This window comes from Streptomyces longisporoflavus (assembly GCF_014649775.1).
GTDB classification, from domain to species: domain Bacteria; phylum Actinomycetota; class Actinomycetes; order Streptomycetales; family Streptomycetaceae; genus Streptomyces; species Streptomyces longisporoflavus.
The window spans coordinates 78832-97313 of the sequence record NZ_BMTR01000006.1 but is presented as its reverse complement, the minus strand read 5'-3'; the positions used below and the strand labels follow the sequence as shown (position 1 = coordinate 97313).

At 71.9% G+C, this 18482-nt stretch carries 17 protein-coding genes; 8 read left to right on the top strand and 9 right to left on the bottom strand.

Annotated elements, in window-relative coordinates; genetic code table 11:
* Nucleotide 1: 1 nt before the first annotated feature.
* The 3 genes from IE226_RS14165 to IE226_RS14155 all read right to left on the bottom strand — a co-directional run bounded on the left by IE226_RS14165 (nucleotide 2) and on the right by IE226_RS14155 (nucleotide 2509).
* Nucleotides 2-1063 (bottom strand): glycoside hydrolase family 43 protein, encoded by a 1062-nt coding sequence (locus IE226_RS14165; RefSeq protein WP_190081545.1) that lies wholly within the window; start codon nucleotides 1061-1063, stop codon nucleotides 2-4.
* A 20-nt stretch (nucleotides 1064-1083) separates the two neighbouring features.
* Nucleotides 1084-1446, bottom strand: a complete 363-nt coding sequence (locus tag IE226_RS44080) for a hypothetical protein (RefSeq protein ID WP_229870911.1) — start codon at nucleotides 1444-1446, stop codon at nucleotides 1084-1086.
* Between the two features lie 136 nt (nucleotides 1447-1582).
* The gene (locus IE226_RS14155) at nucleotides 1583-2509 is read right to left on the bottom strand and encodes a LysR family transcriptional regulator (protein ID WP_190081544.1); all 927 of its coding nucleotides are present in this window, start codon (nucleotides 2507-2509) and stop codon (nucleotides 1583-1585) included.
* A gap of 120 nt (nucleotides 2510-2629) precedes the next feature.
* Here IE226_RS14155 and IE226_RS14150 point away from each other — a divergent pair, with 120 nt between their 5' ends.
* Nucleotides 2630-3460: an oxidoreductase gene (locus IE226_RS14150; RefSeq protein WP_190081543.1), complete on the top strand. Its 831-nt coding sequence runs from the start codon at nucleotides 2630-2632 to the stop codon at nucleotides 3458-3460.
* Nucleotides 3461-3490: 30 nt separating this feature from the next.
* Here the strand turns inward: IE226_RS14150 and IE226_RS14145 are convergent, their stop codons facing one another.
* On the bottom strand, nucleotides 3491-4717 hold the full coding sequence (locus IE226_RS14145; protein ID WP_190081542.1) for a methyltransferase: 1227 nt from the start codon (nucleotides 4715-4717) through the stop codon (nucleotides 3491-3493).
* 174 nt (nucleotides 4718-4891) lie between these two features.
* Between IE226_RS14145 and IE226_RS14140 the strand changes: the two genes are divergently transcribed.
* Genes IE226_RS14140 through IE226_RS14130 form a run of 3 tightly spaced genes read left to right on the top strand, consistent with a single transcriptional unit; the run spans nucleotide 4892 to nucleotide 9546 of the window.
* The gene (locus tag IE226_RS14140) at nucleotides 4892-6361 is read left to right on the top strand and encodes an aldehyde dehydrogenase family protein (RefSeq protein WP_190081541.1); all 1470 of its coding nucleotides are present in this window, start codon (nucleotides 4892-4894) and stop codon (nucleotides 6359-6361) included.
* On the top strand, nucleotides 6358-7950 hold the full coding sequence (locus IE226_RS14135; RefSeq protein ID WP_190081540.1) for an APC family permease: 1593 nt from the start codon (nucleotides 6358-6360) through the stop codon (nucleotides 7948-7950). The genes IE226_RS14140 and IE226_RS14135 overlap by 4 nt, the downstream gene beginning before the upstream one ends.
* Nucleotides 7951-7983: 33 nt before the next feature.
* Nucleotides 7984-9546, top strand: coding sequence for a GMC family oxidoreductase (locus tag IE226_RS14130; protein ID WP_190081539.1), 1563 nt, complete (start codon nucleotides 7984-7986; stop codon nucleotides 9544-9546).
* Between the two features lie 18 nt (nucleotides 9547-9564).
* On the opposite strand, the gene IE226_RS14125 is transcribed toward IE226_RS14130, so the two are convergent.
* Both IE226_RS14125 and lnt read right to left on the bottom strand, forming a co-directional pair.
* Complete coding sequence (locus tag IE226_RS14125; RefSeq protein ID WP_190081538.1) at nucleotides 9565-10038, bottom strand: NUDIX hydrolase; 474 nt, start codon at nucleotides 10036-10038, stop codon at nucleotides 9565-9567.
* Between the two features lie 10 nt (nucleotides 10039-10048).
* The gene (lnt, locus tag IE226_RS14120; RefSeq protein ID WP_190081537.1) at nucleotides 10049-11665 is read right to left on the bottom strand and encodes an apolipoprotein N-acyltransferase; all 1617 of its coding nucleotides are present in this window, start codon (nucleotides 11663-11665) and stop codon (nucleotides 10049-10051) included.
* A 201-nt stretch (nucleotides 11666-11866) separates the two neighbouring features.
* Here lnt and IE226_RS14115 point away from each other — a divergent pair, with 201 nt between their 5' ends.
* On the top strand, nucleotides 11867-12934 hold the full coding sequence (locus tag IE226_RS14115) for an O-antigen ligase family protein (RefSeq protein WP_190081536.1): 1068 nt from the start codon (nucleotides 11867-11869) through the stop codon (nucleotides 12932-12934).
* Here IE226_RS14115 and IE226_RS14110 read toward each other — a convergent pair.
* A complete protein-coding gene (locus tag IE226_RS14110) occupies nucleotides 12891-13445 on the bottom strand; it encodes a hypothetical protein (protein ID WP_190081535.1) in 555 nt (184 codons plus the stop codon). The two genes, IE226_RS14115 and IE226_RS14110, sit on opposite strands and share 44 nt — an antisense overlap.
* A gap of 107 nt (nucleotides 13446-13552) precedes the next feature.
* Nucleotides 13553-14338, bottom strand: a complete 786-nt coding sequence (locus IE226_RS14105) for a glutamate racemase (RefSeq protein ID WP_190081534.1) — start codon at nucleotides 14336-14338, stop codon at nucleotides 13553-13555.
* Between the two features lie 58 nt (nucleotides 14339-14396).
* On the opposite strand from IE226_RS14105, the gene IE226_RS14100 reads away from it, so the two are divergent.
* The gene (locus IE226_RS14100) at nucleotides 14397-15572 is read left to right on the top strand and encodes a glycosyltransferase (protein ID WP_190081533.1); all 1176 of its coding nucleotides are present in this window, start codon (nucleotides 14397-14399) and stop codon (nucleotides 15570-15572) included.
* Between the two features lie 6 nt (nucleotides 15573-15578).
* Here the strand turns inward: IE226_RS14100 and IE226_RS14095 are convergent, their stop codons facing one another.
* Complete coding sequence (locus IE226_RS14095) at nucleotides 15579-16865, bottom strand: TerD family protein (RefSeq protein ID WP_229871003.1); 1287 nt, start codon at nucleotides 16863-16865, stop codon at nucleotides 15579-15581.
* A gap of 311 nt (nucleotides 16866-17176) precedes the next feature.
* Here IE226_RS14095 and IE226_RS14090 point away from each other — a divergent pair, with 311 nt between their 5' ends.
* Together IE226_RS14090 and IE226_RS14085 are read left to right on the top strand one after the other, a co-directional pair.
* Nucleotides 17177-17608 carry a DUF6643 family protein gene (locus tag IE226_RS14090; RefSeq protein WP_190081531.1) on the top strand — a complete coding sequence of 144 codons (432 nt, stop codon included), beginning with the start codon at nucleotides 17177-17179 and terminating at the stop codon, nucleotides 17606-17608.
* 46 nt (nucleotides 17609-17654) lie between these two features.
* Nucleotides 17655-18479: an MOSC domain-containing protein gene (locus IE226_RS14085; RefSeq protein ID WP_190081530.1), complete on the top strand. Its 825-nt coding sequence runs from the start codon at nucleotides 17655-17657 to the stop codon at nucleotides 18477-18479.
* The last annotated feature ends 3 nt before the right edge of the window (nucleotides 18480-18482 follow it).

The window sequence follows — 18482 nt, the reverse complement described above, 5'->3', positions numbered from 1 at the left end:
TTCAGGACACCGGGGCGTCGGCGACCGGCACGCCGAAGTCCGGGGTGCCGTCCGCCTTCCAGCCGAACTTCTGGATACGGGTGTGGCGGTTGGGGTCGTCGAGGGGGTCGCCGACGATGTCCTTGTACTGGCGGGCGTGGTAGACGAGGACGTCGGTGCGGCCGTCCTCGGCGACGGTGAAGCAGTTGTGGCCCGGCCCGTACTGCTTGGTCGTGTCGTTGCTGGTGAAGACGGGGGTCGGCGACTTGGACCAGGAGGCGGGGTTCATGAGGTCGCTGCGGGCGTCGGCGGTGAGCAGCCCCATGCAGTAGTTGGAGTCGGTCGCGGACGCCGAGTACGTGAGGAAGACGCGGCCGCCGCGCTGGATGACGGAGGGCCCTTCGTTCACCTTGAAGCCGACGCACTCCCAGTCGTACTCAGGTGTGGTCAGGCGTATCTGAGGCCCCGTCAGGGTCCAGGGGTTCGCCATCCGGGAGAGGAAGACGCCGGTGTTGTTGTCCATGCCGGGCTCGTACTGCGCCCAGGAAAGGTAGCGGCTGCCGCGGTAAGTGAAGGTGGTGGCGTCGAGGGAGAAGGTGTCCCAGGCCGTGGTGAGCTGTCCTTTCTCGGTCCAACTGCCCTTGAGGGGATCGGCGTTGTCGTTCTCCAGGACCCAGATGCGGATCTTCCACACGTCGTCGGCGGGGGCCGCGGCGAAGTAGATGTACCACTTGCCGTTGATGTGGTGCAGTTCCGGCGCCCAGATGTGCGCCCCCATGTCGCCGCTCGCGTGGCGCCGCCAGATGACGGACTCGTCCGCCCGGGTCAGGCCCCGCAGGGTGCGGGAGCGGCGCAGGATGATGCGGTCGTACCCGGGAGAGGTCGCGGTGAAGTAGTAGCGGCCGTCGGTGTGGCGGGTGATGTGCGGGTCGGCACGCTGCTCGACGAGCGGATTGCGGTAGGCGGCCGCCCGGGGCGCCGCGTGGGCCGGCGCCTCGGCGAGGACCGGTGCGGCCGCGAGGGCGCCGACGGCCAGGGTCCCTCTCAACACGCTTCTGCGGGTGGGTACTTCGCGGTGGTTCATGTGGCTCCCTGGTGGTCTTGTCAGGCGGACGAGGCGGACTTGCCCGCGGCGGACTGCGCCCCGGGCGGCACAACGGTCGGGGGTGCGGCCGGCGCGCCCGGGGCACGCCGCAGCAGGGGGACGGCGAGCAGGCCGAGCACGGCGACCGCGAGCAGGAAGAGCAGCCCGGTCAGCGCGCTGCCCGTGGAGTCGACGACGGCCGCGATGCCGAGCGGGCCGAACCCGCCGCCGAGGGTGAACGCCGTGGCGCTGACGCCCGGTTCGGCCTGGAGCTCGAGTTTCGCGAAGCCGACGTTCGAGCGGTCGAGGTAGGCGATCACATACAGCAGGCCGAGAAACGGCAGCAGCCGCCACGCGGTCTTTGCGAGCACTGTGCGCTCCATGGTGCGAGCGTCCCCTCACGCCGACGTTCGTGATTTCGAACGCCATCTGATACTCCGAACGCCGAAACGGTAAGGGGGTGTTGGGGCGAGGGTCAACGGTTGCGACGGAAACGCCCGCGCGGGCCCGCGGCTGGGCCTACCGCACCCGCCCGAGCGCCTCACCGCACGCCTCGATGTACGCGCTCACCAGCGGACGCCGGCCCTCGCCCGCGCGCCAGGCCAGCGCGAACCGGCTCGGCGTGATGCCGCGGACGGGGCGCGTGACGACACCGCCGAGCGTGATCAGGGGCGCGTTGCCCGCGGCCACCAGACAGACCCCACGCCCGTCCACCAGCGCCTCGTACGTCTCGTCGGTACTGGCGATCTCCGCGCCGATGCGCGGCGGGCGGCCCGCGCGGGCGTCGAGGGCGAGCCAGTAGTCCCGCAGCGCGCCCGCGCTCTTCGGCAGTGCGAGGAAGGGTTCGTCGGCGAGGTCGGCGAAGTCGACCTCGTCCAGGGCCGCGAGGCGATGCGTCTCGGGCAGGGCGACACGGCGCGGCTCCTCGGCGACCACCACCCACTCGTAGCGCTCCATGCCGGGCAGCGGCAGCCAGATGAAGGCCACGTCCGCCGTGCCGTCGGCGAGTCCGGCGCTCGGATCGTCCCAGCCCACCTGCCGCAGCCGGATCACGGCCGCCGGACGGGCCTCGCCGAAGCGCGAGCGCACCGCGGGCAGGAGCCCGCCGCGGGCCGGCCGCGTGCTCATGCCCACCCGGAGCGTGGCCCGCTCCTCGGTCTTGGCGCGCTCCACCGCCTCCACGCCCGAGTGCCAGCCTTCCAGGACCCGCCGGGCGTGCGGCAGCAGAGCCGCGCCGACGGAGGTGAGCCGCACACCCCGCTGGTCCCGCACGAAGAGGTCCGCCCCCAACTGCCGCTCCAGTGCCCGTATCTGCTTGCTCAGCGCGGGCTGGGAGACGAAGAGCCGCTCGGCGGCCCGCGTGAAGTGCAACTCCTGCGCCACCGCGACGAAGTAGCGCAGATCCCTGCTGTGTACGTCCCTGCCGTGAAGGTCCTGAAGGTCCATAACCATCAGCTATCACGTCAGGTCTTGGACGGGCCACCCGCTGCTCCCGCAGGCTGGTCAGCAGAGCCGGGAACGAACGAGCCGGCGGACGAACCGGCGTACACAGCAAGGGAGTTCGGGATGACGAAGGTATGGCTCGTGACGGGTGCGAACAGCGGCTTCGGCCGGGCGATCACCGAGGCGGCCGTGGCCGCGGGCGGCGTGGTCGTGGCCACCGCACGCGACACCTCGTCCCTGGACGACCTGGTGGCCGCCCACCCCGACCAGGTCGAGGCCCGCACCCTGGACGTGACCGACACGGCGGGCATCGAGGCCGCCGTGCGCGACGTCACCGACCGGCACGGTCGCATCGACGTCCTGGTGAACAACGCGGGGCGCAGCCACGTCGGCGCCCTGGAGGAGGACTCGGACGCCGAGCTGCGCTCCCTGTTCGACGTGCATGTCTTCGGCCCGGCCGCGCTGACCCGCGCCGTCCTTCCGCACATGCGGGCCCGGCGCTCGGGAGCGATCGTGCAGATGAGCAGCATGGGCGGGCAGATGTCCTTCGCGGGCTTCTCGGCGTACAGCGGCACGAAGTTCGCCCTCGAAGGCATGTCGGAGGCGCTGGCCGCCGAGGTGGGACCGCTCGGCATCAAGGTCCTGGTCGTGGAGCCCGGCGCCTTCCGCACCGGCCTGTTCGGCAACACCAGCGCCAGCCCCGTCGAGATCCCGGACTACGCGAAGACGGCGGGCGCCACCCGCACGATGGTCGCGGGCGGCGACGGGGAACAGCCCGGCGACCCGGCGAAGGCCGCCGCCGCGATCATCACCGCGCTCGACGCGGACGACACCCCGCTGCGGCTGCCGCTCGGCGAGGACTCCGTGGACGCGGTCATCGGTCACCTCGACTCGGTACGCGCGGAGATCGGCGCGTGGGAGAAGGTGGCGCGGGCGACGGCCTTCGACGCCTGACGGGCGCGGTCCGCGGCCGGTGGCCCGGCGTCAGCGCTCGCGCTTGACCGCCCGCAGGACCACGAACTTCGGATCGCTGGCGACGACTTGGCTGTTGCCGAAGAGCTTGCGCAGCTTCACGTGGTACCCGAGGTGGCGATTGCCGACGACCCACAGCTCGCCGCCGGGCCGCAGCGCCGAGCGTGCCCCGGCGAACATCCGCCAGGCGGTCGCGCCGGAGGTCGCCTGGTGGCTGTGGAAGGGCGGGTTGTTCAGGACGAGGTCCACCGACCCGCCGGGTACGGCCGACAGCGCGTCGCCCGCGACGAATTCCGCCCGCGCGGGATCGAGCGCGTTCGCGCGGAAGGTCGCCTCGGCCGAGGCGACGGCGGGGTACGACTCGTCGATGAAGGTGACGGTGGCCCGCGGGTCGGCGACGGCGGCGGCCGTGCCCAGCACGCCGTTGCCGCAGCCCAGGTCCACGATGTGCGCGGCGCCGGCGCCGGTCGGCAGATGGCGCAGGAAGAAGCGGGTGCCGATGTCGAGGTGCTCGGCGCAGAACACGCCCGCGTGGTTGACGGCCGTCAGTCCCGCGCCCGCGCCGGAATCGGCGTCGAGGACATAGCTGCGCGGCCAGGGACTGACACCGGTGGCGCGCTCCGGATCCGGCGTGCTGAAGATGAGCCGCGCCTTCTGCCGGGCCAGCGATGTCCGCGTGGGGCCGATGATCCGCTCGAACAGGTCGAGCGTGGAGGTGTGGATCTCGGTGACCATCCCGGTGCCGACGACGACCGTGCCCGCGTGCAGGGCGGGGGCGAGCCGGTGCAGTTGGTCCTCCAGGAGCGCGAGGCTCTTCGGCACCCGGACCAGGAGGACGTCGACGCGGCTCGGCGGGGTGTCGCCGGTCGTCGAGATCCGCACCGCGTCCGGCGCGAACCCGGCGCGTGCCGTGTTGGCCCGCGTCGCCTCCGCGGCGAGGAACGAGTCGGTGATCAGCGTCGGCCCGTACCCCGCGAGGGCGGTGGTCAGCGCGCCCCAGCGGTCACCGACGACGACCACGGAGCCGGAGAGGTCGACGGGCTTCGCCGCCTCCTCGTCCGTCGGGCCCGCTGTGCCGCTCCCGCCCTTCTCGCCCGCCGCGCCGCTCCCGTCCGTCTCGCCCGCGAGGTGCCGCAGGAGGTAGGCGTCGGCGGCGGACCAGGCGCGCAGCGGGTCGCGGGGGTCCTCGGGGAATCGTGTGAGGTCGTACGCGCCCCATGACGTGATCAGCCGGTTCATCGTGCCCTCAGGCTAACGGAGTGGCGGGCGGACGATCTTCACGGGCGTGCGGCACCGATGGCGGACCGGTGAGCGTCTGCGCCGAATAGCGGCTCTTGTGGTGCGGGCGTGGCTGGTGCTCCTTACCGTCCATTCTGGAGCACCCGCGCTACCCATCCCCCCGGAGGAGCCGTCATGCCGGAGCTTTTCATCGGCGGAACGTGGACCGCTGCCGTGGACGGCCAGGTACGGGAGATCCGCTGCCCCGCGGACAACACCCTGGTCGCGACCGTCGACGAGGCCGGACCGAAGGACGCGGCCGCGGCGATCTCCGCGGCCAGGGAGGCCTTCGACCGCGGCCCGTGGCCCCGCACCCCCGCGGCCGAACGCGGCCGTCTGCTGCTGCGCGTCGCCGACCTCCTCGAACGCGACAAGGACGCGCTCGCCCGCGCCGAATCCCTGGACACCGGGAAACGGCTCGTGGAGAGCGAGTACGACATGGACGACATCGCGAACTGCTTCCGCTACTTCGGCAACCTGACGGCGGCGGGCGGCACCGACCGCGTCGTGGACGCGGGCAGCCCGGAGGTGGACAGCCGGGTGGTGCACGAGCCGGTCGGGGTGTGCGCGCTGATCACGCCGTGGAACTATCCGCTGCTCCAGACCGCCTGGAAGGTCGCCCCCGCGCTCGGCGCGGGCAACACCTTCGTCCTCAAGCCCAGCGAGCTGACCCCGCACACCTGCATCATCCTGATGCGGCTGCTCACCGAGGCCGGGCTGCCCGCCGGCGCCGCCAATCTGATCCTCGGCGCGGGGCCCACCGCGGGCGCGCCGCTCAGCGAGGACCCGCGGGTCGACCTGGTGTCCTTCACCGGCGGGCTCGCCACCGGGCGGCGCATCATGGCCGCCGCGGCACCCACCGTGAAGAAGGTCGCCCTGGAACTCGGCGGCAAGAACCCGAACATCGTCTTCGCCGACGCCGACTTCGACACGGCGGTCGACTACGCCCTGATGGCGATCTTCCTGCACTCGGGCCAGGTCTGTTCGGCCGGGGCGCGGCTCCTTGTCGAGGACGAGCTGCACGACAGATTCGTCGACGAACTGATCGCACGGGCACGGCGGATCCGGCTCGGCGGGCCCTTCGACGAGGACGCCCGCACGGGGCCGCTGATCTCCGCCGAGCACCGCGACAAGGTCGAGGCGTACGTGGCGGCGGGCATCGCCGAGGGCGCGGTGCTCCGCTGCGGCGGCGCGCGCCCCGACGATCCGGCGCTGAAGGACGGCTACTACTACCCGCCGACCGTGCTCGACGAGTGCACCCCCGGCATGTCCGTGGTCACCGACGAGTCGTTCGGTCCGGTGCTCACCGTCGAGCGGTTCAGGACCGAGGACGAGGCGATCGGCCTCGCCAACGACACCGTCTACGGCCTCGCGGGCGCCGTCTGGACGCAGGACACCGGCAAGGGCCAGCGCGTGGCGGCCCGGATGCGCGCCGGAACCGTGTGGATCAACGACTTCCATCCCTATGTGCCGCAGGCGGAGTGGGGCGGCATGAAGCAGTCCGGCTTCGGCCGCGAACTGGGCCCGGCCGGTCTCGCCGAGTACCAGGAGGCCAAGCACATCTGGCGCAATCTCGCGGCGACACCGCAGAGGTGGTTCGAATGAGCACGGAGCACGGCAAGGGTGCCGACGCCGCCGACGCGGACCGCAGCCCGCACCAGGAGGACGACGACGCGCTCGGCGAGCTCGGCTACCGTCCCGAACTCAAGCGGACCCTGGGCAACTTCCACACCTTCGCGGCCGGGATCAGCTACATCTCGATCCTGACCGGCACCTTCCAGCTGTTCTACTTCGGCGTCAGCTTCGGCGGCCCCGCCTACTGGTGGTCGTGGCCGATGGTCTTCGTCGGCCAGCTGATGGTGGCCCTGTGCTTCTGCGAGCTCGCCGCCCGCTTCCCCGTCGCGGGGTCCGTCTACAACTGGGGCAAGCAGCTCGGCGGCAAGCACGTCGGCTGGCTCGGCGGCTGGATGATGCTGACGGCCACCATGGTCTCTCTGGCGGCGGTCGCCCTCGCGTACCAGATCACGCTGCCGCAGATCTCCGACTTCTTCCAGTTCATCGGGGACGGCAGCGGCACGACCGACGCGGCGAAGAACGCCGTGCTGCTCGGCTCGGTCCTCATCCTGTTCACCACGCTGGTCAACGCCTTCGGCGTCAAGCTGATGGCCCGGATCAACTCCGCCGGCGTACTGATCGAGCTGATCGCCGCCGTCGTCCTGATCGTGCTGCTCGCCGCCCACATCACGCGCGGCCCCAGCGCCATCACCGAGACCGGCGGCCTGGGCGAGGGCCAGAACCTCGGATACTTCGGCGCCTTCCTGACCGCGTCGCTCGCGTCGGCGTATGTCATGTACGGCTTCGACACCGCGTCCTCGCTCGGCGAGGAGTCCCTCGACCCGAGCCGCAACGCCCCGCGGGCCATCCTGCGGGCGCTCGTCTTCTCGTTCCTCATCGGCGGGCTCATCCTGCTGTTCGCACTCCTTGCGGTGCCGGATCTGCACGCGAAGGAGCTCTCCGTCGACGGCCTCCAGTACGTGGTCCTGAGCACGCTCGGCTCCACGATCGGCGAGATCGTCCTGTGGTGCGTGGTCATCGCCATCACCGTCTGCGAACTCGCCGTGCAGGCCGCGGGCATCCGCCTGGCTTTCGCCATGGCCCGCGACGGCTGCCTGCCCGCGTCCTCGCTGCTGGCCAAGGTCAGCCCGCGCTTCCAGACGCCCGTACTGCCGGCGATCATCATCGGACTCGTCGGCGTCGGCATCCTGGTCATCAACATCAACCAGCCGCAGATCTTCTCGGTGATCACGAGCATCGCGATCATCATGATCTATCTGGCCTATCTCCTGGTCACCCTGCCGATGCTGGTCAGGCGGCTGCGCGGCCAGTGGCAGCCCGCCGAGGGCAAGTTCTCGCTCGGCAAGTTCGGCCTGCCGGTCAACATCCTCGCCGTGCTCTGGGGCGCGGCCATGTCCCTCAACCTGGCCTGGCCGCGCGCCGAGGTCTACAACGCGACCGGACCGCAGCACTGGTATCTGCGCTGGGGCGCGTTCCTCTTCATCGGCATCGTGGCCTGCGGCGGCTTCGCCTACTACTGGTTCGTGCAGCGGCACAAGGCGGGCGTGCTCGCCGAGCACCGCTTCGAAGAGCCTCCCGTGGACCCCACCACTCCCCCGTCGCCCCCGACCGCCCCCTGAACCCCGCCGATCTGTCGCTGATCTGGAGTCACCATGCCCACTGAGAGTCCCCGGGACGAGTTCGACTACGTGGTGGTGGGCGGCGGCACGGCAGGCGCCGTCGTCGCCGCGCGGCTGACCGAGGACCCGGACGTCACCGTCTGCGTGCTGGAGGCCGGCCCCTCGGACGTCGGCGACGACAACATCCTCCGGCTGACCAAGTGGATGGCCCTGCTCGAGTCCGGTTACGACTGGGACTACCCGGTGGAGCCGCAGGAGAACGGCAACAGCTTCATGCGGCACGCCCGTGCCAAGGTCCTCGGCGGCTGCTCGTCGCACAACTCCTGCATCGCCTTCTGGGCCCCCGCCGAGGACCTCGACGAGTGGGGCTCCCTGGGCTGTACGGGCTGGAGCGCCGCGGACTGCTTCCCCCTCTACCAGCGCCTGGAGACCAACGACGCGCCGGGCGACCACCACGGCCGCTCGGGCCCGGTGAACATCATGAGCGTCCCGCCGAACGACCCGTGCGGATCGGCCCTGCTCGAAGCGTGTGCGGCGGCGGGCATCCCCACCACGCCGTTCAACACCGGTACGACGGTGAAGCGCGGCGCCCACTGGTTCCAGATCAACTCCCGCCCGGACGGCACCCGCTCGTCCGCCTCGGTGTCGTATCTGCACCCGGTCATCGGCAAGCGGCCCAACCTGGAGATCCGTACGGGTCTGCAGGCCAAGCGGCTGCTGTTCGACGAGGGCAGGCGCTGCGCGGGCGTCGAGTACCTGCACCCCGACACGATCCACAGCGGCAGCGTCTCGGCACGCCGCGAGGTGATCGTCTCCTGCGGGGCCATCGACTCGCCGAAGCTCCTGATGCTGTCGGGGATCGGCCCCGCGGGGCATCTGCGGGAGTGCGGCGTCGAGGTGCGGGCGGACTCCCCCGGCGTCGGCTCCCACCTCCAGGACCACCCCGAGGGCGTGATCATGTGGGAGGCGAAGCAGCCGATGGTCACCTCCTCCACCCAGTGGTGGGAGATCGGCATCTTCGCGGACACCGAGCCGGGCCTCGACCGCCCGGACCTGATGTTCCACTACGGCTCGGTGCCCTTCGACCTGAACACCTACCGGCGCGGCTATCCCACCACCGACAACGCCTTCTGCCTCACCCCGAACGTCACCCGCGCCCGCTCCATGGGCACGGTCCGGCTGCGCACCCGCGACTTCCGGGACAAGCCGAAGGTCGACCCGCGCTACTTCACCGACGAGCACGACGTCCGCGTGATGACGTACGGGCTCCGGCTCGCCCGCGAGATCGCGGCGCAGGCCCCGATGGCCGAGTGGGCGGGCGCCGAGCTTGCTCCCGGCCCGGACGCCACCACCGACGACGAGCTCTTCGCGTACATCCGCCAGACCCACAACACCGTCTACCACCCGGCGGGCACCGTGCGGATGGGCGCGAGCGACGACGCGGACTCGCCGCTCGACCCTCAACTGCGGGTCAAGGGCGTCAGCGGGCTGCGCGTCGCCGACGCCTCGATCATGCCGTTCCTGCCCGCGGTCAACCCGTGCATCACCACGATGATGATCGGCGAGAAGTGCGCGGACATGATCAAGGCGACCTGACCGGGACCGCGCGGGGGATCACGTCCGGTCGAACCAGGTGGGCTGCTCCTCGGCCATCGCCTGCTTGATCCGGAAGAGGCTGAACTCGTGCAGGTCGGGCAGCTGGTCCAGGGCGAACCAGCCCACTTCGAGGGACTCGTCGTCGTTGACCCGCGCCTCGCCGCCGACGGCGCGGCAGCGCAGGGTGATGTCCATGAACTGGCAGATGTCGCCGTTGGGGTACGTCACCGGGTCCAGGGACTCCACGAGCACCACGCGCTCGGGCACGCAGTGCACCGCGGTCTCCTCGAACACCTCGCGCACGGCACACGCGGCGGGCTGCTCCCCCGGGTCCGGCATGCCGCCGATGGCCGACCACTTGCCGTTGTCGGCGCGCCGCCCGAGGAGCACTCTGCCCTCGCCGTCGAAGACGATGGCGGTGACCCCGGGGAGCCACAACAGCTGGTGGCCGGCGTCGGCCCGGATCGTGCGGATGAAGTCAGGGATTGCCATGAGTCCGACCCTAACGGGCCTGACGCGCCCGCCTGTCCCGTACGGCGCCGGCCACGGCCCAGCCGAGACCACCGGCGGCGATCAGCACGATGATGCCCTCGGGCAGGGTGCCGAGCCGGGTGGCCGGGGTCTGCGAGGAGCGCAGCGGCACCTCTTCGACGAGTGAGTCGGCGGTGAACCACTTCGTCTTCTGGGAGACGCGCCCGTCGGGCATGATGATCGCGCTGACGCCGCTGGTCACCGGGACGGTGACGGTGCGGCTGTGCTCGACGGCGCGGATCCGTGACATGGCCAGCTGCTGGTAGGTCATCTCGCTGCGGTCGAACGTCGCGTTGTTGCTGGGCACCGAGATGAGCTGCGCGCCGTGTGTGACCGTGTCGCGCACGGCCCAGTCGAAGGCGGCTTCGTAGCAGGTGGCGAGGCCGACTTTGGTGCCCGCCATGGTGAAGACGCCGGGCTTGGTGCCGCGGCTGAAATCCTGGCGCACCATGCCGACGTCGCTGCTGAAGAAGCCCACGATGCCGCGCAGCGGGATGTACTCGCCGAAGGGCTGGATCTGCCGCTTGTCGTAGGTGTCCGTGGGGCCCTTCTGCGGGTCCCACAGGATCTGCTCGTTGTAGAGCTTGCCGTCCTTGCTCTCGACGACACCGCCCACGGAGACGGGGGCGTCGATCGCCTTGGCCGCACGCTCGATCGCGGCGCGGGCGTCGGGGTTGGTGAACGGGTCGATGTCGGAGGAGTTCTCCGGCCACAGGACGAAGTCGGGCTGCTCGGTCTTGCCCGCCTTGACCCGGTCCGCGAGCCGCTGCGTCTCGCGCACATGGTGGTCGAGCACCGCGCGGCGCTGGGCGTTGAACTCCAGGCCCGCCTGCGGGACATTGCCCTGGACGGCGGCCACGGTGGCGGTGCCGTCCTCGGCGTCGTCGCTGACGAGCGGACGCGCGGCGAAGGCACCGGCGACCGGGACGACCACGCCGAGCAGAGCCGCTGCCGCCGCGCCACGGCGCAGGACTCGGGTGCCGCGCAGGTCGAGGGCCTGGCGGACGATCTCGTACAGGCCGAAGCCGCACAGGACCACCGCGAAGCCGAGCACCGGGGTGCCGCCGAGCGCGGCGAGCGGCAGGAAGACGCCGTCCGCCTGCCCGAAGGCGATCTTCCCCCAGGGGAAGCCGCTGAACGGCACGCGCGCGCGTGCCGCCTCACCGGCGATCCACAGGGCCGCCGCCCAGAGCGGGTATCCGGGCAGCTTGGACACGGCGGCGATGCCCGCCGCGACGAGGGCGACGAACATCGCCTCGATGGCGGCGAGCGCCAGCCAGGGCCCGGGGCCGACCTCCACACCGGTCCACACCAGCAGCGGCAGCAGGAAGCCGAGACCGAAGAGATAGCCGAGCCCGAGCCCCGCCTTCCAGCCTCTGCCGTGCAGGACCCGGGCGAACACCGCGAAGGCCGGCAGGGCCAGCCACCACAAGGTGCGTGGCGGAAAGCTGACGTACAGCAGCACTCCGGAGAGTGCCGACGCGGCGGCCGGGACGAGCGCCCGCAGGAAACGGGCTTTGCGCGAGAGGGGCGCGGGCTGCGCCCCGAGCTGCTCCGACTCGGCTGCGGGGGTGGTGGTGGCGGTCACTCGGGGAGTGTACGGCGCGTCTCGTGGACACCGACAGGACGGTCGTGCCCGGGGGTTTGCCGGATCGTTCCTGCGCAAGATGTGCACACCGCACGGTCCCAGCGGTTACGGTGTGCCCGAGTCCCTGACCTGCGGCCGGATCAAGCCACAGTGTTCGGGGCCCGTCATACGGCGGGGGGCGACGGGGTGGGGACAACGGGGATGGCCGCGACAGCCGGGCCACCGGGGGCATACGAACGGCGCAGCGCGTCCGACGCGACGGGCGTCGCGCTGCTCGGCGTGTGCGCGGCCTGGACCTTGATCAGCGCCGGGGTGCACGGCGGACAGCCCGAGGGCGTGCTCCTCGCGGTGCTCGCCGTGGCCGCGGGGTACGCGGGCGGGCGGATCTGCGGCGCGCTCCTGCCGGTGGCCGCGCCCTGCGCGGGCGCGCTGGCCGGCATCGGGCTCGCGGCGGCGGCCCCGCATCTGTCGCCGGGACCCGTCAGCACGGCGCCGCTCGGCCACACCGGCGCGACCGCCGCGCTCCTGATCCTGGCGTCGGGGGCGGCGTGCAGCGCGGCGTGGGCGGCCCGGCGGCCCTCGACGCGGCTCGCGATGCGGCTGCTCGCCGTGGGGATCGTGGTGGCCGCGGTGGTGCTCGGCTCGGTGGCCGGCGTCATCGCCTGCACCGGCATCCTGCTCTGCTCGCTGGCGACCGCCCTGATGCGGGGCCGGGTGTTGGGCCTCGTCGGCCTCGCCCTGGCGACAGCGGTGGTGACCGGCCTGACCTGGGCGATCGCCGACGACGTACTGCCCGAGGGGCTGAGCGCGTCCCTGGAGGGCCAGCTCGACGGGTACCGCGTCGAGCTGTGGCACGACGCGCTGGCGCTCGCGGGCGAGGAACCCGCGCTCGGGGTGGGGCCGGGCCGGTTCGCCGATTCCAGTCCCACGGTGGCCGAGCATTTCCTGACGGACGGCCGGCCGCATTCGGCGCCGTTGCAGCAGGCGGCCGAGCAGGGCCTTGCGGGCGTGCTGCTCCTCGCCGCGGTGTTCTGCTGGCTTCTGTACGCGCTGTACCGCTCGCCGCGCTCCACCCAGGTCGTCCTGTCGGCGGGCTCGGCCCTGACGGCGCTCGCCGCCGTCGCCTCGGTCGGCAACGCGCTCAGCGTCACGGCGGTGACGACGGGAGCGGGCTACCTCGCGGGCATCGCCACGGCGCGCCCCCTCGGCGACGAACCGGCGCAGGTCAGGCCGTCGGCCGCTTCGCCGGGGTCAGCCGGTCCCGGATGATCCGCACGGCGGCTTCGGCGTCGTCGACGGTGACCGTGAACTTGCGGCCGTCGCCCAGGCGGAGCACCAGGCCCTCGCCGCGCCTGACCACGACGGCGGTACCGAGCTCGGGCCGCGTGCGGTAACCCCATCCGCCCCACTGCCTGGGGCACACGACCTGCGCGAAGTCGGCGCCCTCCACGTGCGAGAGGAGGATGCGGCGACGCGGCAGGCCCATGTGGCCGCAGCGCACTTCCAGGCAGTCCTTGTCGACCTTCACGGCGACATGGACGAAGGCGAGGGTCCCGAACAGGATCAGGAGTCCCGCGGCGATGCACCCCACGACGGACATGGCCAGTGGGGCGATCCCGGACGTCCACATGTTGTCGACGGCCAGCTCGATGCCGAGCGCCAGGCAGAGGGCGCCGGCCGGCGCGAGGAGCCACTGCACGCGGTTGGTCGCGCTACCGGTCCAGACTTCCGGCGGGGCGTCGGCCGTACTGCCCCGCTCGCCGTGGGTGTGGTCCGTCATGCGTCCGAGACTACTCACGTTCCGCAGGGAAGGCATCGCGTCGCGGAGCGTTACCGTTCCGGCGCGTCACCCACCCGCGGATTTCCGGCCTCCGGACGGGGCGGGGCTCAGTGCGCGGGGCTGACCGCCGCGAGCAGCCTGCCTTCGGCGTACGTATGGGCGGCGACCGGCAGCTCGGCGGCGCGCCCGCTCAGGATCACCGTCAGGCCGCCCTCCGTGCCGGTGCCGGTGCCGGGCTGCTCGCCTGCCCTGCGCAGCGCCTGGGCCGCGACCGCTCCCGCGGAGCCGTGCAGGACCAGGGGCGGCATGCCGGGCTGCTGGAGGGCCGCGCGGATGCGCTCACCGACCAGCTCGTAATGGGTGCAGCCCAGGACGACGGCCCTTACGTCACGCGGGGTGAGGGCGGCTGCCGCGGCGACCGCCTTGTCGATGGCCGCCTCGTCGGCGTACTGCACGGCGTCCGCGAGGCCGGGGCAGGGCACCTCGGCGACCTCGACGCCGCCGGCGAACTCCTCGATGAGGCCGCGCTGGTAGGGGCTGCCGGTGGTGGCGGGGGTGGCCCAGATGGCGATGGGGCCGCCGCCCGCCACGGCCGGCTTGATCGCCGGTACGGTCCCGATGACGGGCAGCTCGGGTTCGAACCGGGCACGCAGCGCGGGCAGGGCGTGCACGGACGAGGTGTTGCAGGCCACGATCAGCGCCGCCGGGTGGTGCGCGGCCGCCGCCTCGGCGACGGCGAGCGAGCGCTCCGTGATGTCCTGTGCGGAGCGCGGTCCCCAGGGCAGTCCGTCGGGGTCCGAGGAGAGCACGAGATCGGCGTCGGGCCGCAGACGACGTACCGCCGCCGCGGCGGGGAGCAGGCCGATACCGGAGTCCATGAGCGCGATCTTCACCCGGTCACCATAGTCGATCGGCCTCCGGCGCCCGGCGCCGTGCGGCAGACTTCGGCGGATGAGCGCCGTTGTGTGGACCGCCGCCGGATCGCTTGCCGCGTGGCTGTGGCTGCTGTTGGGCCAGGGCTTCTTCTGGCGCACTGACCTGCGGCTGCCCGCACGCCGCGAACCGGAGACCTGGCCCCCGGTCTGCGTCGTCGTCCCCGCCCGCGACGAGGCCGCGGTTCTCCCCCGGAGCCTGCCCTCGCTCCTTGCCCAGGACTATCCGGGGCAGGCCGAGATCTTCCTTGTCGACGACGGGAGTTCGGACGGCACCGGCACGCTGGCCCGCTCCCTCGCCGACCGGCACGGCGGCCTCACGCTGACGGTCGGCTCTCCCGGTGAGCCGCCGCCCGGCTGGACGGGCAAGCTGTGGGCCGTGCGGCACGGCATCGGCCTGGCACGCGCGCGTGCCCCGCGGTATCTGCTGCTCACCGACGCGGACATCGCCCATGAGCCGGACAGCCTGCGGGAGTTGGTCGCCGCGGCGGAGACGGCCGGATACGACCTTGTCTCGCAGATGGCGCGGCTGCGGGTCGCGAGCGTGTGGGAGCGGCTCGTCGTCCCGGCGTTCGTGTACTTCTTCGCGCAGCTCTATCCGTTCCGCTGGATCGCCGAGAAGGACGCGAGGACCGCGGCCGCCGCCGGGGGCTGTGTCCTGGTGAGCGCGGAGGCCGCCGAGCGTGCGGGGATCCCCGACTCCATCCGGCACGCGGTGATCGACGACGTGTCGCTCGCCAGGGCGGTGAAGCGCTCGGGCGGCCACATCTGGCTGGGTCTCGCGGAGCACGTCGACAGCGTGCGCCCCTACCCCGGTCTCGGGGATCTCTGGCGGATGGTCGCGCGCAGCGCCTACGCCCAGCTGCGGCACAACCCCCTGGTCCTGGTCGGTACGGTCCTGGGGCTCGCCCTGATCTATCTGGCGCCGCCGTTCGCGCTGGTCGCCGGTCTGGTGGGCGGCAGCGCGACGCCGGCCGTGCTCGGGGGGCTCGCGTGGCTGGTGATGACGGCGACGTACGTCCCGATGCTGCGCTACTACCGGCAGACCCTCTGGCTCGCTCCCCTGCTGCCCTTCACCGCGTTCCTCTACCTCCTCATGACGGTGGATTCGGCGGTGCGGCACTACAGGGGACGCGGGGCGGCGTGGAAGGGGCGGACGTACACCCGCCCCGACCCGGCTGCCGGGCAGCGCTGACCTGACTCACTTCCTGCCGGGCGTCCAGTTCATGCCCCAGCCGTACGCGTAGTCGATGGTGCGCTGCGGGCTCACGCCGCGCTCGGGCACCAGGTAGCGGGCCTCGCGCTGGACGAAGAGGTCGCCGTTGTTGTTCGTGATCAGCGCGAGCGCGCAGACCGTGGAGGGCACCGTGCACTCGTCGAGCGAGAAGTCGATGGAGGCGCCGTGCTGCGGCTGCAGGGTCACCGTGGCGTTCAGGTCGGCGAAGCTGCGCGCGCCTTCGTAGATGGTCACGAAGATGACGATGCGCTTGAAGTCGTTGATGTGGTCGAGATTGACCGTGAGGTTCTCGCCGCTGGCCACGGCGCCGGTGCGGTCGTCGCCGTCGAGCAGCAGGTACGGAGGCTGGTCGAGGGAGCCGAAGGCGTTGCCGAGGGCCTGGACGACTCCCTTGCGGCCGTCGGCCAGTTCGTACAGGGCGCACAGGTCCAGGTCGAGGTCCGCGTGCATCGCCACGGCCCGGCCGAGCTTGCTGGCCCAGCCCTTGAACTGCTTGCGCACCTCCCAGTTGAGGTTCACGCGCATCGCCCCGGAGGTGCCGCCCTGCTTCTTCAGCGAGACGGACGGCGCCTCCTTGGTGAGCGTGACTTTGGACAGGCTCAGCGGCGCGGCGGCAGGCGTCCGGGCCGGGGGCGGCGGAGGGGTCTGGACGGGGGCCGCCGGGGCCACGGGAGGGGCGGGAGCCACAGGAGGCTGCGCCGCGGCCGGGGCGGGCGGCGCGGCCTGCTGCGGCTCGTCCACCGAGATGCCGTAGTCCGTGGCCAGGCCCTCCAGGCCGCTGCCGTATCCCTGTCCGACGGCGCGGAACTTCCACGCGCCCTGGCGGCGGTAGAGCTCCCCGAGGACGAACGCCGTCTCCACGGTGGCGTCCTCGCTGTCGTAGCGCGCGATCTCGGCGCCGTTCGCCGCGTCGACGACCCGGACGAAGAGGCCGGGAATCTGGCCGAAAGTGCCCCCGTCCGTCGAGGCGGCGAGCACCACGGTCTCGACGGCGGGCTCCACGCGCGCGAGGTCCACCAGAAGCGCGTCGGTCACCCGGCCGCCGTCCGTCTTCTTGCCCTCGTGGCGCACCGCGCCGGAGGAGTGGACCGCCTGGTTGTAGAAGATGAAGTCGTCGTCCGAGCGGACCTTGCCCGAAGCGGCGAGCAGCAGGGCCGACGCGTCGGCGTCCGGCACGCCTGCTCCCGAGGCCCACCCCAGTTCGATCCGCACGGCAGGTGCCGGCACGGGAACATTCGATCCCTTGGCCATTGTCATGTCCGCCCCCATCGCAAGTCGCCACGTCCGGCCGGGCCGCCGTCCCGTTCATGACCAACCTATTACCCGGACCCACCGGAGGCCCACGCCCACCGCCGACACCCCCGCCGCACACCGCCCCGTCAACCGTGCGTCAACCGCCGGTAACCCGCACGGAGCTCGCCTTTTACACGATCTGTACGCCGACTTGCGACCGATTTTTACCGAGTTCACGCAAATTGGGGACGCTGAGTCACTACCGACGCGTAAAACAACCCTCTTATCGGTCTCCCCAACCAGCACATCAAGGGCTTAACTTATGTGTCATGACCTCCCCCCGCTCCACCTATGGCGGCGGTTACTACTCCGCGCCGTCCTTCCCGGACACCCCGATCTACGACTCCCTTGTCGCCGAGCGGGGTACACCTCAGATCGCCCCGATCCGGGTCCCCTCCGCGTACGACACGGGCAGTCATCTGCCCGCCCTCCCGGCCGCCCTGCCCGCGCTGCCGGCCGCCCCGTCCCACCACAACCCGGCGTACGGCTACGCCCAGCAGCCCGCCCCCGTGCAGCAGATGCAGCAGGCGCCCGCGCCGTACATCCCGCAGCAGCCCTCGGCACCGCGCGGGTATCCGGGCCCCCAGCAACAGCAGCGCCCCCCGGCCGGTACGGGCTACGAGGCCATGCGCCCCGCGGCACCGCGCCCCGCGCCCGCGACGTACGAGGATCCGTACAACCGCCCGTACCGCGGCTACTGATTCGCCCGCGGGCATCCCTGTCAGCGGCTGCTGGCAGGATGGCCGCATGCCGAATCCAGCCCTGCACTCGATCCACTTCTACCCGCTCAAGGCGGTCGGGGGACACGCTCCGCGTGAGGCCGTCGTCGAGCCCTGGGGACTCGCGGGCGACCGGCGGTGGGTGCTGGTGGACGGCGACGGGCAGATCGTCACGCAACGGCCGCATCCGCAGCTGGCGTTGGCCGCCGCCGAGCTCCTGCCCGGCGGCGGCATACGCATGTCCGCTCCCGGCCTCGAACCGCTGACGGTCGCCGTGCCGCCCTCCGGCAAGACCGTCACGGTGGACATCTGGAAGGACCTCGTCGAGGCGGAGCCCGCCGACGAGGAGGCGCACGCGTGGTTCAGCGCCTATCTGGACACGGACGTCCGGCTCGTCCACCTCGGCGAGCCCGCGACCCGGCGCCCCATCGACCCCGCGTACGCCGAGGACGGCGAGACCGTCTCCTTCGCCGACGGCTATCCCCTGCTCCTGACCACGCTCTCCTCCCTCGACGCCCTGAACTCGCTCATCGCGCAGGGCGACCACTCCGACGAGGGCCCGCTCCCCATGAACCGATTCAGGCCGAATGTGGTCGTGGACGGGACCGCCCCCTGGGCCGAGGACGACTGGACGCGCGTCGCGATCGGCGACGTCACCTTCCGGGTGGCCAAAATGTGCGGCCGCTGCGTCGTGACCACCACCGACCAGCGCACCGCGGAGCGCGGCAAGGAGCCCCTGCGTACGCTCGCCCACCACCGCCGCTTCGGCGACCAGCTGGTGTTCGGCCAGAATCTGGTGCCGGAGACGACTGGATCGATCAGGATCGGTGACCCGTTCACCGTTATCGGCTGAGGT